Source organism: Tenacibaculum aquaeponti (genome assembly GCF_057221555.1).
In genome coordinates, this window is sequence record NZ_CM170147.1 from 924,093 (window position 1) to 938,988 (window position 14,896).

Consider the following 14,896-nt stretch of genomic DNA (forward strand, 5'->3'; position numbering starts at 1 on the left):
CTTTACGAATTCAAGAGTAAGATACACTTATCTATTTCTCGAATTAAAGCATTTATTTTGAGTTTGGTATTTCTCGAATCTTCATTACTGCCTTCCATAGTTTTAGCAACTTTTAGAAGGTCAAATCGTTTTTTTTGTTCTTCTAATTGCTCTTGTTTTTTACTTAATAAAATTTGTAACTCTCCATTTTGTTGAAGCAACACCTCATTCTCTTCAATAAGAAACTCGTATCGGACAAGCAAGTCTTTTAACTTAACTTCCAGGAAATGAACTGCTTCTAACGTGTTATTCATTTATTAGTAAAAATAAACTATTTCTACAAAATTAACAATCTCTTTTAACAATAACAACTCTTTCCTATTTTTTTATGAATATAAGTGATAATCAACCAAATACATTTTTGGTATAATTTTAGTACTTTCGTTGGTAAATAGATATGCTTTGAAACATTTTTATACCTTATTTTTATTATTTACAATTAGTCTTAGTTTTTCTCAAAGAAAGTACTCTCAAAGTTATTTTTCTAACCCAATGGATATTCCTTTAGTTGTTGCCGGAACATTTGGAGAATTACGAAGTAATCACTTTCATTCAGGAATTGATTTAAAAACACAACAAAAAGAAGGAGTACCAATTTTAGCGCCTGCTAATGGTTATATATATCGTATCAAAGTGGCTCAGTATGGTTTTGGAAAAGTTTTATACGTTAAACATCCTAGTGGTTTTACAACTGTTTTTGCACATTTACAAAAATTTGCTCCAAGAATTCAAAAATATGTAAAAGACATTCAATATAAGAAAAAGAGTTATTACACAGGAAATTTATTCCCAGAGGAAGAAAAATTCCCTGTTAAAAAAGGAGAAATCATAGGATATTCTGGAGATACTGGAAGCTCTGGAGGACCTCATTTACATTATGAAATAAGAGACTCTAAAACAGATAAAATTATAAACCCCTTACATTTTGGATTAGCTGTTAAGGACACTAGAAATCCTATTATAGAAAAACTAATGGTATTTCCTCTTGATACAAATGCACGTGTTAACAACTCTAATCAGAAATCAACAATACCTATTAAAAAAATTAATGAAGGTAAATATATTGCTGAACGAATTAAAGCTAATGGCTCTATAGGATTAGGTGTTGTTACTTTTGATAGGCAAGATGAAGCTATGAATAGAAATGGTATATATAGTTTAGAAATGCATGTAAATGGAGAACTTGTTTATTATCATGATTTAGAAACCTTTTCTTTTGCTGAAAGTAAATACATTAATTTATTAATTGATTTTGAGCATTATGGAAAATTCAAGAAGAAATTTCAAAAAACACACAAGGTTTCAAAAAACAAATTAAGTCTTTATAAGAATTTAATTAATGATGGTAAATTAATTATTGAACCTTTAGCAAGTTATAATGTAGAAATTATAGCTAAAGATTTTGAAGGAAATGCTTCTAAATTAAGAATCCCAATAAAAGGAGTTTCTAAAAATGAGCTTGAAGTTAAAAAGGATACTACTGAGTATAAAATTACTGCTGTAAATTTTAATAAGTTTCAGAAAGAAAATGTAACAATTGCTTTTCCTAAGAACTCATTTTATCATGATTGCTATTTAAATTTTGATGTTAATGATGGAATAGCAAAAATACATGAGCCTACAATTCCTTTAGATAAACGTTTTACACTAACGTTTGATACTTCTCATTTAAACACTAAGGAAAAACAACAAGTATATATTGCTAATGTTACTAAGAAAAAATACCCTAAATATGTTTCAACAAAAAAGAAAGAAAATAAAGTATATACAAATCAGAAAACATTAGGAAGCTATACATTAAAATTAGATTCGATTTCTCCAAAAATTAATCTGGTAAATTTTGCAGATCAACAATGGATTACCAAGAATAAAACACTTAAAGTTAAAATTAAAGATGAAGAATCTGGTATTAAAGATTTTCGCGGTTCTATAGATAACGAGTGGGTTTTAATGGAGTACAATCATAAAAAAGGAATTTTAACCTACGATTTTTCCGATAAAAAATTGGTTGGTAGCAAACATATCTTTAAAATTGTAGTTTCTGATAATGTTGGAAATACTGAAACCATTTCTACAACGTTTTATCGTAAACCTTAAGTCATTTTGAAAAAACTTCTATTCGCCCTTCTATTCCCTGCATTGATATTTGCTCAAAAAATGTCAACCATTAAAGGAAAGATTACTAATAAATTCAAAGATCCTATTGAAGGTGTTGCAATTTCTTATTTAGGACAAGGAACTACCACTGATAAAAATGGTCTTTTTGAGTTTAAAATACCAGTACGAAAAACTGTAACTGTTACTTTTTCTCATGTATCGTATAAAACATTTACCAAAAAGTTTACGACAAGAGGTGTAAGAACAATTAAGTTTTCTCCTACTCTTGAAATTAAAAATCAAGATTTAGAAGAAATTATCATCAAGAACAGGAAGAAAGAAGTTCAAGGAATTACAGGTATTAATATTAAAACTGTAGAAACTAGTGTTGGTGCTAATTCTGGGATTGAAAATGTTTTAATGACATTACCTGGTGTAAACAATAACAATGAATTAAGCACTCAATATAACGTTAGAGGTGGTAACTTCGATGAAAACTTGGTGTATGTAAACGGTATAGAAATTTATCGTCCGTTTTTAATTCGTTCTGGTCAACAAGAAGGTTTAAGTTTTATTAATACACATTTAGTTCAAAACATTAACTTCTCTGCTGGTGGCTTTCAAGCTAAATATGGTGATAAACTTTCTTCTGTATTAGATATTACTTACAGGAAACCTAAAGAATTTCAAACTCAAGTTGATTTAAGTTTACTAGGTGGAAATATCACTGTTGAAGATGTGTTTTTAGATAAAAAATTAAGCGCTGTAGTAAGTGCACGTTATAGAGACAATAGTTTGCTCGTAAACTCTAAACAAATAGAAGCAGATTTCAATCCGAATTTTACAGATATTCAAACTCTAGTAACTTATACTTTAAACGATAAAATCGATATTAATTTCTTAGGAAATTTTTCATTAAACAATTACGATTACAAACCGTTACGCAGAAGTACTCGTTTTGGTACTGTTGCAGATCCTATCGAGCTTACTGTGTTTTACCAAGGTCAAGAAGAAGATACATTCCAAACTTTATTCGGTGCTCTTTCTGTAGATTATAAAGTTTCTGAAGATTTTAATTTAACAGGAACACTTTCTTCTTTCAACACACAAGAAGAAGAACATTTTGATATTGCTGCTGCTTATCGTTTAGGAGAAGTAAATACAAATATTGGAGATGAAAATTTTGGAGAAGCAGACTTTACACAAGGAATAGGATCGCAAATAAATCACGCAAGAAATGATTTAGACGCTTTAATTACAAGCGCACAAGTTCGTGGTGTTTTAAAAGACGGAGATAATGAATGGAGAGCTGGTGTAAAATATCAAACAGAAAATATTAAAGACAGAATTCGTGAATGGGAAGTAATAGATAGTGTTGGTTTTTCTGTGAGACCTCCAGCAACAAATTTCATCAACGAACAACCTTATGTTCCTTTTACAGGCCCAATAGAACCTTTTCAAAACGTAAGAGCCGATAATGAAGTAGATACGCATCGTTTTTCTGGTTTTGTTCAATTCAGTAGAAAAACTTCTTGGAACGAACACGACATATGGTTTAATGTAGGCGTGAGAGCACAACATTGGTCTGTAAATCCGGTTGGATTAGCTTCAAAAAGTCAAACAATTGTTAGTCCTAGAGCTCAATTTGCTATTAAACCAGACTGGGAAAACGACATGTTATTCCGACTCTCTGGTGGTTTATATACGCAACCTGCATTTTATAGAGAATTAAGAGGTTTTGATGGTCAAATTAACCCAAATACAAAAGCTCAAAAAGCTATTCATATGGTATTAGGTAATGATTATAGTTTTAAACTTTGGGACAGACCTTTTAAACTTACCACTGAATTATATTATAAAGATTTAAGTGATGTTAACGCTTATTCTATCGATAATGTTCGCATTCGCTACAGAGCTGATAATGTTACTGATGCTTATGCATATGGTTTAGATATTCGATTAAATGGAGAATTTATACCTGGTAGTGATAGTTGGGTGAGTTTTGGTTACTTAAAAACAGAAGAAAACATAAATAATCAAGGATATATTGCTCGTCCTACAGATCAAAGAGTAAAACTTGGAGTTTTATTTCAAGATTATGTACCAAACTTACCAGACTTAAAAGCTTACTTAAATTTAGTATACAATACAGGAGTTCCTGGCGGAGCACCATCTTATGCTAATCCTTATGATTTTCAAAACAGACTTCGTGATTACCGACGTGCAGATTTAGGAGTTTCTTACATTTTTGTTGACGCTAATAAGAAAGCAACAAATGGATTCTTAACTAATTTTAAAGAACTAACTGCTGGTATTGAGTTATTCAACATGTTTGATATTCAAAACTCTATTACCAACACTTGGGTAAGAGATGTATTTAGTAAACGTCAATTTGGTATTCCTAATTTTATGACAGGACGTGTACTAAATGTTAAACTGAAAATGAAGTTTTAAAGTGTTTTGAAAACTATATTTCTTCTTTTAAGTTTTATTGCTTTAGCTAGTTGTTCAAGTACAAAATATAATCAACAGATTCAAGCTTCTAGTGAAACACAAATTATTAATAGTCTGTTAGATAATATATATACTATAAAATTATGTTATCCAGACTATCGCTTTTCTAATAAAAGTAATAAGAAATTCAGAATAAATAAACGCAGATTGTCTTCTATAGAAGAAAGAGATACTATTCAGAAAATAGTAATCTTAAAAAATAATCATCTAGATGAATTATTAATAGAGGAAAAAACTAAAAACTATATTAGACAAAAATTAGGAGAAACTTCTAAAGCTTATCAAGTTATAAAAAACTCTGAAAAGCTGGTTTCTTTACAATTTAACCCCGAACTTCTGAAACAAAAAAGAGTTAAGTTTTTAACTAAAAAACAAGCAGAACTCAGAAACATAAATACTTCTCGATTTGGTAAACAAGATTCCATATTAAATGTAGGTTTTATGTATTTTTCCAGAGTTTATTACTCACCAAAACATAACTATGGATTTTTTAAGTACACTTATATAGGAGGAGGAACTTGTGGTTTTAATGCACTTATATTCTTCTCAAAGAAAAAGGAAAAGTGGCATTATGAACAAACTTTCGGTTTAGGTGTATTTTAAATCCGATTATTTGAAATAATATATCTTTACCGTTGTAAAAAAGAATTTATGGTTTCTAAGTTTAATCCCGAAATCAATAAGATTTATTTTATTGAATCCTACACGCTGTTTCATATCATGGAAGGTCAAGGAACTATTCAGGTTGATTTTAAAAACTATTTGAATTGGGATGATAAACTTATTTTTTTAGAAAAAGGACAATACATTAAATTCTCATCAGATTCTTTTACGGTTAGAAAAATAGAATTTGACAATCAGGTTTTATTCGAAAGTCAAGATGTACGAATTCTATTCAAGCATTTAGTTTCTCTTGGATATATTGATTATTTAGAATGTAAAGATTGTCAGGAATACTTACAAAACACTATTTTTTCATCTCCAAAAGATATTATTGATATTTCTATCAATCAGTGGTACTGGCAAAATCCTTTTAATGCTGACAAAAAAGAATATCAAGTTATTTTTGATGTAAAGGAAGTTATCGATCAAGAATTAAAAAATCATCTTTCTGTAAGCGAACTCGTTCAAAAAATAAGTAAGAATAATCAGAATATAAATTACTTATTAAAGAATAAAATTGGATTTACTGTAAAAAAATTACAAACTAAAAAACGTCTAATCGAAGACCAAAAACTAATTGCTTTTACAGATAATTCAATTAAGGAAATTGCTTACGAACAAGGTTATAAAGACGTTGCCTATTTCAATAAAAACTTCAAGAAGAATACAGGAATTACTCCTAGTGAATTTCGAGATGAAATAGGATATCAATTAGATGATCATTTCGAAAATGATTTATTCAAACTCATACAAGAATTTCACACTTCAGAAAAAAAACTCTCTTTTTATGCAGATCAAATGCATATTTCTGAAAAGACATTAGCTAAAAAAGTTCGTCAGAATTTAAATGCTTCCATGGGGCAATTAATTCGTCAAGAAATTATTCGAACTTCAAAAGAATTACTTTTACAAGGCGATAAAATTAAAAACATTGCTTACTTCTTAGGCTTTGAAGAAGCCAATCATTTTTCTTCATTTTTTAAACTCCATACCAAACTTACACCAACCGACTTTTTAAAAAAGTACAATAGGTAGCTCCTTTTTTGTACCTCCTTCCTCCTACTTCTGATTGATCTTTGTATCAGATTAATAACCCATTTAAAATTATTTAAAATGAATATTAAAGATCAAGTACAACTCATAGATAATATGGTATCTCAAGGAGATATAGTAAACGCAGTTAAAACATTTTTTGCAGACAATGCTGCAACTTCAGACTACTCAAATTCAACCACAAATACAAAATCACAAATGGTTGAAAAAATGGAAGAATTTTTAGGAGCAATAGCTAACGTAAATGGAATTACACATCATAATTCTATAGTTGATGGTAACAACTCGGCATCTGAATTCACTTTTGATTTTGACATGAAAGACGGATCGAAAATCTACTGGCATGAAATCATTCAAAGAGAATGGAACGCTGAAGGACAGGTAATTCGTGAAGCATATTTCAACGCTAATTAAAAGTAAATACTATGAAATTTGTTACTAAAAGAATTCACGCATTTTTAGATTATCCTGTAGCAATAGCACTTATTGCATTGCCTTTTTTATTAGAATTAGGAAAAACAAATGCTTTAGCACTTTGGATTTCAGTAATTACTGGTATAGCTGCTTTTGTTTTAACTGTTCTTACTGATCATCACTTAAGAATTTTAAAAGTACTATCCTATAAATTCCATTTAACAGTAGATTTTTTAGTCGGATTAACATTTGTACTCGTTCCTTTTTTATTCTCATTTAAAGGAATTGATGCTTACTTCTACTGGATTAACGGAGCTGCTGTTTTACTAGTTGTAAGCGCACACAAACCTCAAACAAATATTTAATAACTCAAATCACAAATTCAAAATTATAACATTATGAAAATTTTAAAATCATTAACAATCGCTGGATTATTTCTTTTAAGTATTTCAGCATTCAGTCAAGACAAAAAAGCTAATAATATCGACAATAGTAATATCGCTTTGCAAGGTTATAGTCCTGTTTCTTACTTAGATTTAAATTTAGCGCAAAGAGGAAATAAAAATTATAAATCTACTCGCGAAGGTGTTGTGTATTATTTCACATCAGCTCAACAAAAAACTACTTTTGATAAGAATCCTGCGAAGTACCTTCCACAGTACGGGGGATATTGTGCTTTTGGTACTTATGCAGGAGCTAAATTTAGAGTAGATCCGAATAAGTTTCTAGTTTATAATGGTAAATACTATCTGTTTCTTAATAATGTAGAGTTAGATGCTAAACAATTATGGTTAAAAGAAAACGATGACAAGAAACTTGTGAAAGTTGCCAATAAAAATTGGAAAAAGTTAAAGGTTACTTATAACTAAGTCGATACTTCTTTGTTTTAAATTGAAAACCTTATTCATACTATTTGAGTAAGGTTTTTCTTTTTACTGAGTTAATTTTTGTTCAAATAATGCGAGAATATTAAAAACTTAAGTAACTGGTTTTATATATATTTATTAGCTCAACCAAACAACAAACCACCAAATAATGAAATTAACTCAGTTCTTTTTTATTTCTGCTATACTAATGTTACTCACTGGATGTAAAGAATCAATCGTAAAAGAAATGAAACTTGATCAAAATTGGACGTTCAAAAAAGCTAATGATACTTTATGGAAAAATGCTACAGTTCCAGGAACAGTTCATACCGATTTACTTGCCAACAAAGACATTGAAAATCCTTTTTATCGATTAAACGAACATGATGTGCAATGGATCGATAAAAGTGATTGGGAATATAAAACGAGTTTCGAAGTTTCTAAAGAAGATTTTTCTAAAGAAAACATTGAGTTAGAATTTTTAGGAATTGACACCTACTCAAAAGTATTTCTGAACAATCAAGAAATTATGACTTCTGATAATATGTTCAGAAGATATACAATCAATTGTAAACCTTATGTAAAAGAAGGTAAAAATGAATTACGTGTAATATTAGAATCTCCGATAAAAAAAGGAATTGAAAAATATGATGCTATCGATTATGAAATTACAGTTTCTGATAACGATTTAGCCAAGATTGGGAAAGTTGAAGGAGAGAAAAAAGTAAGTATATTTTCTAGAAAAGCTGGATATCATTTCGGTTGGGATTGGGGACCAAGATTAGTTTCTTCAGGAATCTGGAGATCTGTGATTTTAAGAAGTTGGGATAACTTTAAAGTTGACGATGTATTTATTCGTCAAAAAAACATAAGAGAAACAGCACAACTTTCAGCAGAAATAGAAATCAATAGTTCGAAAGCAATTGAAAAAAGCGTTTTTGAAATTTTTGTAAACGACACGTTAGTAAAAACAGAAGAAAAACCTTTAGTAATAAACAACAATAAATTTACCATTCCATTTGAAATTAAGAATCCGAAACTTTGGTGGCCAAATGGTATGGGAGAACAGCATTTATATGACGTAAAAGTTAAAGTAAGTCATAAAAATCATTCAGATGCTAAATCACATCAAATCGGTTTACGAACAATAGAATTAATTCGTGAAAAAGATAGTATTGGAAGCTCTTTTTACTTCACTGTAAACGGGAAACCAACTTTTATGAAAGGAGCAAATTATATTCCTCAGGATATCTTTTTGCCTCGAGTAAAACAATCAAACTACGAGCATATTTTAAACTCAGCAAAAGACGCAAACATGAATATGATTCGTGTTTGGGGAGGTGGTGTTTACGAAAATAAAATCTTTTATGATTTATGCGATAAAAAAGGGTTATTGGTTTGGCAAGATTTTATGTTTGCTTGTGCAATGTATCCTGGTGAAGACGATTTTCTTGAAAGTGTAAAACTAGAAGCTATTGACAATATTAAAAGATTACGCAACCACACTTCTATTGCTTTATGGTGTGGAAATAATGAGGTTTTATCAGCTTGGGAACGTTGGGGCTGGAAACAACAAGTAACTAAAGAACAATCAGAAAAGGCTGCAAATACGATATGGAAAGCATATACAGATATTTTTCATAAAGTTTTACCTGAAGCCGTGAAAGCTTACGATTCAGATAGAGAATATTGGGCTTCTTCGCCAAGTAGTGAATTAGGAGTTCCAGAATCTCATACTGATGGAGATACTCATTATTGGGGCGTTTGGTGGGGAAAAGAACCATTTGAAAATTATAACGTTAAGATTCCTAGATTTATGTCGGAGTTCGGTTTTCAATCTTTTCCAGAATTAGCTACTGTAAATAAATATACAATTCCAGAAGATCATGATATTTTTTCAGAAGTAATGAAATCGCATCAGCGTTCTAGTATTGGAAATGGTACTATTGAAGAATACATGCTTAGACACTATAAAAAGCCTAAAGATTTTGCTAGTTTTTTACATGTAAGTCATTTATTACAAGCATACGGAATTATAACTGGAATTGAAGCACATCGAAAAAACAGATATCGTTGTATGGGATCGTTATATTGGCAAATTAACGATTGTTGGCCAGTTGCTTCTTGGTCTAGTATTGATTATTACGGAAAATGGAAAGCATTACATTATGGTGTGAAAAAGTCTTTTGAAAAAACGATTATTAGTTTCGATAAAAAAGAAAATAGAGTAAACGTTTTTATCGCTACTGATGATTTATCTAATCAAAAAGGTGAGTTAAAGATAGATTTATTAAGTTTTGAAGGAGAAGTTATTACATCATGGAATGAAAGTATTGAAATAAAAGCTAATACTTCTAAAAGTTACCTTTCTATACCCAAAAAAAAGTTAGAAGAATTCTCATCACAATGGAATACAACTTTCTTAAGTGCTTCATTAAAAGTTGGTGAAACTACTATTGCTTCAAAACACCATTATTTAGTCCCGTTTAAGACTTTAGAATTACCTCAACCAGAAATTACTTTTAATGTTTCTGAAAATGACACAGAATATATTGTTAGTTTAAAAACTAAAAAATTAGCCATTGGTGTTTTTGCTTCTGGGAACTTTGATGAAAATTTCTCTGATAATTATTTTACTATGGAACCAAATACAGAGAAAACAATTACTATTCAAAAAGGGAACTTCAAAACTTTAGCAGATTTCAAAAAAGAATTAAAAGTCTCTAGTTTAGTAGATACTTATGAGACAATTGTAAAATAAATCAACACAAAAAAACATATTTAAAAATCAAAAAAATAATTATTATACTTTACCTTAATATTGTTATTTTTCTAATTCTTAGACATTCAATATCTAAAACCATTTCAATTCTAATTCAATAAAAAAACATTTAATTAACGTATCTTGCAGTCGTTTTTTTAAGGAGAAAATTATGCAAGACAATATCCTGTTTAACTATATAAAAAAAGTAGTAAATAACCTTCCTAAAGATTGGTTGAATTTAACTACACATAGATTAGATATTTATAATGAATCACAGGCTAAAACTGAATTTTTAGAACAATTTGAAAATTTATTCAAAAATGATAATGCAGATAAAATTGCATTGAGTGAATTACCTACTGCTTATGATTATATTAGATTAGGACACCCTTTATCTTCTGTTTTAGAATGGACTGTTGCAAAAACAAATAACACAAAACCAAGTAATGTTATTAGTTTTTCATCAGTAAGTATTCCGCTTTTAGCTATTCTTAGAAAAAACTTATTCTTAAAAAAGAACACTTTAATTCTTTTTAAAGATGAATTACCTAAAAACTTCAATATTAACCATGTTAAAGAAGTATATGGATATCAGTTTGTAACTAAAAAAATAAATGCTTCAGATGAAATTCCTGAATTTGATGGAACTACTATTCTTTTTTCTGAAAAGGAAAATATTTGTGAATTTGATCTTACTTTAAACGTTGACTTTTTTGTTAATACGCAACAAAACTTAGGAAGTATTTTATTCATTAACGGAGAGAAAAACGAAAGTTACATTTCTGAAATACAACATGTAAGAAGAAGAGAAACTATAGCAATGACTCCTGTAAACACCTTAATTGCTTTACAACAATTTATTGGAGAATCTTTTGATACGGTAAGTTACGACTCAGAAAAAAATAAAATAACCGTTTCCAATTTAGTTAATGAAATTACTGGAGTTAGTACCAAAGCTGTTATAGGATCTAGTGGACTTTCTATTCAATACGCAATTATGATGGGATTAATTCATGATGCTGTTGAAAATCATAAAGATAAAGACATTAAAATTATAGTTCCTCCAAACTGTTATGGAGGTACGAATGACCAAGCTAGGAGAGTTGCTGCTTGTATAGATAATGTTGAAGTAATGGATTTACCTGTGGATGGTGATAACGATATGGTAAAAAGTATCGATATTGTTTTAACTAAAGTTACAGAACTTAATGCTGTACCTTATATTATTGCTGAAATTCCAACAAACCCGAGAGTTGAAGTTCCGGACTTAGTAAAATTAAAAGAGGTCTTAAGTAAAAAACGTGTTAATGCTGATGGTGTATCAGCTGTTGAACCTGTTTTTATTTTAGATCAAACTTTTTGTCCGAATGTACACTTTTTAGGCGATAATGAAATGTTAGCTGATGTAAAAACGATAGCATATGTAAGTGGATCTAAATTCCCTAGCGGTGGAAAATGTACTGCAGGCTATTGTACAGCAAATACAAAAGCAGCTTCTTTAATGGATAAAATAGAAGATCATATTCAACTTTGTGACAATGAAGCTACTGCTCTTCAATTAGAAATTTTGGCTGAACAAATGCCTTCAATGAATAAAAGAATTAAGGATGCGTATATAAATACTCGCGAGTTTGTGACTTTTATTGAAGAAAATTTACCTGATGCAAAAATTAATTTTGTTTCTGAAGAATTAGCTTCTCAAGGATTTACTCCTTCTGTTTTCTCTTTAGATTTACCTACTAAAGGAAATACTGATGAAGAAAGAGAAACTTATAAAAGATCTTTAAACCTAAAGTTAATTAATTTAATGATTAACGAAATTCCTAATGAGAGTAAATATTGTGTGAGTTACGGACAATTAAAAGGTTGTTATTGGACTATTCCTGCGACTTCTACTCAAGGAACTACCAAAGAAGGTGATAAAGATTATATTGCTCGTGTGGCAGTTTCACCTGATCTTAATTTAGAACTACACAAGAAAGTTTTCTTAGATTTTATTAAAGGAATTTAAGTTTTAAACTTTTATAAAAATAGAAAAGGAATCAATTTTATGATTCCTTTTTTTATGAAATTAAAATAATTTAAATTTCTATTTTTTTATTGTAAAATAAAATGTTGAGCCTAAATCTTTCTTTGATTCTACCCAAATTTTTCCTTGATACATATCTATAATTTTCTTAACCATTGATAAACCAATACCTGCGGACTGATAATTATTCTCCACCCTATAAAATGCGTTAAAAATATTTTTCACATAAGTATCCTTTATTCCATTTCCGTTATCTCTTACATAGAATTTCCATACATCATCATGATTTTCACATCCAATTTCAACAATTTTTGTTTCCTTATCATTAAATTTTATAGCATTATCTATTAAATTATTAAATAAATGCGACAAACTATGTTTCTCTCCTTTAATACAAGGAAGTGGATTAACCATGTTTATTTTTACATTCTCAGTTAATTTTATATTTGCCAAGACATCTTCTAATAAATTTTTAACGCACAAAATTGTATGTGTTTTTACTGAAACTTTAATAGATGAATAATCTCTAATAGCTCCAACCAAAACATCTATTCTTTCAACATTTTCACTTATTAATTTTAATTTATTTAAGCCTTCTTCTTCAATTAATTCATTATAATCTTCCGCTAAGATATGTACTAAAGTTTCAATATTTCTTAACGGAGAAACTAAATCATGAGAAACCATATGAGCATATTCATTTAATTCCTCATTTTGCTTTTCCAAACTAACTAACAACCTATCTTTAAGCTGATTAACCTTTAAAATCTCTTTTGTTTGATGATCTATAAAATCAACTAATTTTAATGTAGATATATTTTCTAATGAATCGTCTTTTTCTAATTCATAAACTTTAAGAGTATTAATAACGTTTTTAAGTTTTGTTATTATCTCCCTTTGCTTATCAGTTTCTTTTCTAAGTTTTTCACTAGCTTCAGAAAGTTCTTCAGAACTAATCATTGTCGCTCTTTGAAGCATTAAAAATTGATTATCTGAATTTGTATACGATTTATCTACAGCGTCTAAAAAAGTTTTTAGCTCTGGATTATTTTGTAAATTCTCTGGTAAATATTTTCTAATCTGCCTTTTTAAAAGAGAATTCATTTCTTATTCACTTATTAAGGTTATTGTCATTGTTTGGTTATGTAATTGGCATTTTGTTTCACCATTAAACGGAGCTATTTCTCCATAAGAATACATACCACAAACGGTAGCATTTTTACCTATAACTTCCATCACTTCTTCTATTTCTTCTTCAACCCTTTGATCTAAAACTAATTTTCTACCAATACAACTTACTAAAATTGCCAACTCAGCATCTTTAGTCCTATTTTTATTTGCATAAATAGCTGCAGATTCTGATGCGTTTACAATATTATCTACATGGGTCATCATTAGTTGAACTTGTTCTCCTTCTAAAATATTCCCTGCAAGAATCATAGATTGATCTTCTTCATTAATATTTAAAATAGTCCTTACAATAGAATAATTTTCATTATCGGACTTTACTTTTAAAGGATATAGTAAAGCCGCTCCAGGTAATTCTTTAGCTTTATCTCCTAAATAATTTTTATATAAATCTAAAGCTGGTTTTCCATCTAACTCATATAAAACATTATTTTTCGACTTTGTTACTATTCTCTCAGGACCAAAAGGAGTCCACCCTCCATTAATAGCACAAGAAACCTCTAGTGAATCTCCATACAAACCAATCGCAACAACTTCACCAATTTTAGGGTTTTCATTATAAGAAGCTAATGTTTTCTCAAATTTTGCAGCATCACCACATAAAGCTCCAGTAATTAAAACTTCATTATTGGTGGCCTCGTTCATGCCTTGTGTTAATAAACTTCCATTTACAAAACTTCCTTCAGAAACTACAAAAACATATTTCAAACCTTCTTTTGAAAAAGATTCTACTAATTTCTTTCCTGTTTCAAAACTATTTGTTTTGTTATCTGAATTTAAGATATTCAATCGTTTAACTTCAAAAGTGCTTTTTTCAAATTCTATAGCTGTAATTGTAACACTATTATTATCAACATGCTCAGAAGTAATATCTCCTGATGTTGATCCAAAAACTATATGCCCATCATTAAAAATTTCTTTTATTTCATTATAAAGATTATCATCTTCTAATAATTCTCTATTTCCAAAGACTAAAACTAATGGTGATTTTAATTTAATTTTTTCGCTTAAATATTTCCAATCAGATTTATTATTTCGTTGTAATTGTACAGTTTTCACTTCACTTAATTTTTATAAATAAGAAATGTAATAGCACTATAAATTCAGTTTTTTGTATTTGGTTGAATTTAAGTAAAAATAAAAATAACGTATAATAAGAAGAACTTAAGTATTCTTAACATGACAAAGCATATATTTTTAGACCAAATGCAAATATGTGTAGACGAACAGTAAGTATATTATCTTTTTTTTGTTTGTTTCTTATGTAAA

General features: G+C 28.9%; 12 protein-coding genes. 9 read left to right on the forward strand and 3 right to left on the reverse strand.

All coding sequences use genetic code 11. The features are described from left to right. Positions 1 to 2: 2 nt before the first annotated feature. Positions 3 to 293 carry a coiled-coil domain-containing protein gene (locus AC2TEO_RS04190; protein ID WP_442266903.1) on the reverse strand — a complete coding sequence of 97 codons (291 nt, stop codon included), beginning with the start codon at positions 291 to 293 and terminating at the stop codon, positions 3 to 5. Between the two features lie 238 nt (positions 294 to 531). On the opposite strand from AC2TEO_RS04190, the gene AC2TEO_RS04195 reads away from it, so the two are divergent. The 9 genes from AC2TEO_RS04195 to AC2TEO_RS04235 all read left to right on the forward strand — a co-directional run bounded on the left by AC2TEO_RS04195 (position 532) and on the right by AC2TEO_RS04235 (position 12,421). Then, positions 532 to 2,136 carry a M23 family metallopeptidase gene (locus tag AC2TEO_RS04195; protein ID WP_484730877.1) on the forward strand — a complete coding sequence of 535 codons (1,605 nt, stop codon included), beginning with the start codon at positions 532 to 534 and terminating at the stop codon, positions 2,134 to 2,136. Positions 2,137 to 2,196: 60 nt separating this feature from the next. Beyond that, positions 2,197 to 4,590: a TonB-dependent receptor gene (locus AC2TEO_RS04200; RefSeq protein ID WP_442266905.1), complete on the forward strand. Its 2,394-nt coding sequence runs from the start codon at positions 2,197 to 2,199 to the stop codon at positions 4,588 to 4,590. Positions 4,591 to 4,596: 6 nt separating this feature from the next. Then, entirely contained in the window at positions 4,597 to 5,253 is a 657-nt protein-coding gene (locus AC2TEO_RS04205; RefSeq protein ID WP_442266906.1) for a hypothetical protein, read from the forward strand. 48 nt (positions 5,254 to 5,301) lie between these two features. After that, positions 5,302 to 6,348 (forward strand): helix-turn-helix domain-containing protein, encoded by a 1,047-nt coding sequence (locus AC2TEO_RS04210; protein ID WP_442266907.1) that lies wholly within the window; start codon positions 5,302 to 5,304, stop codon positions 6,346 to 6,348. A gap of 78 nt (positions 6,349 to 6,426) precedes the next feature. Continuing rightward, positions 6,427 to 6,780: a hypothetical protein gene (locus AC2TEO_RS04215; RefSeq protein ID WP_442266908.1), complete on the forward strand. Its 354-nt coding sequence runs from the start codon at positions 6,427 to 6,429 to the stop codon at positions 6,778 to 6,780. Positions 6,781 to 6,791: 11 nt separating this feature from the next. Then, positions 6,792 to 7,145, forward strand: coding sequence for an SPW repeat domain-containing protein (locus AC2TEO_RS04220; RefSeq protein ID WP_442266909.1), 354 nt, complete (start codon positions 6,792 to 6,794; stop codon positions 7,143 to 7,145). A gap of 33 nt (positions 7,146 to 7,178) precedes the next feature. After that, positions 7,179 to 7,649 carry a YHS domain-containing (seleno)protein gene (locus AC2TEO_RS04225; protein ID WP_442266910.1) on the forward strand — a complete coding sequence of 157 codons (471 nt, stop codon included), beginning with the start codon at positions 7,179 to 7,181 and terminating at the stop codon, positions 7,647 to 7,649. 166 nt (positions 7,650 to 7,815) lie between these two features. Continuing rightward, on the forward strand, positions 7,816 to 10,407 hold the full coding sequence (locus AC2TEO_RS04230; protein WP_442266911.1) for a beta-mannosidase: 2,592 nt from the start codon (positions 7,816 to 7,818) through the stop codon (positions 10,405 to 10,407). A gap of 172 nt (positions 10,408 to 10,579) precedes the next feature. Further along, positions 10,580 to 12,421, forward strand: a complete 1,842-nt coding sequence (locus tag AC2TEO_RS04235) for a PLP-dependent aminotransferase family protein (protein ID WP_442266912.1) — start codon at positions 10,580 to 10,582, stop codon at positions 12,419 to 12,421. Positions 12,422 to 12,499: 78 nt separating this feature from the next. On the opposite strand, the gene AC2TEO_RS04240 is transcribed toward AC2TEO_RS04235, so the two are convergent. Together AC2TEO_RS04240 and AC2TEO_RS04245 are read right to left on the reverse strand one after the other, a co-directional pair. Next, positions 12,500 to 13,543 carry a sensor histidine kinase gene (locus AC2TEO_RS04240; RefSeq protein ID WP_442266913.1) on the reverse strand — a complete coding sequence of 348 codons (1,044 nt, stop codon included), beginning with the start codon at positions 13,541 to 13,543 and terminating at the stop codon, positions 12,500 to 12,502. Between the two features lie 3 nt (positions 13,544 to 13,546). Then, complete coding sequence (locus AC2TEO_RS04245) at positions 13,547 to 14,686, reverse strand: FIST signal transduction protein (RefSeq protein ID WP_442266914.1); 1,140 nt, start codon at positions 14,684 to 14,686, stop codon at positions 13,547 to 13,549. Positions 14,687 to 14,896: the final 210 nt, after the last annotated feature.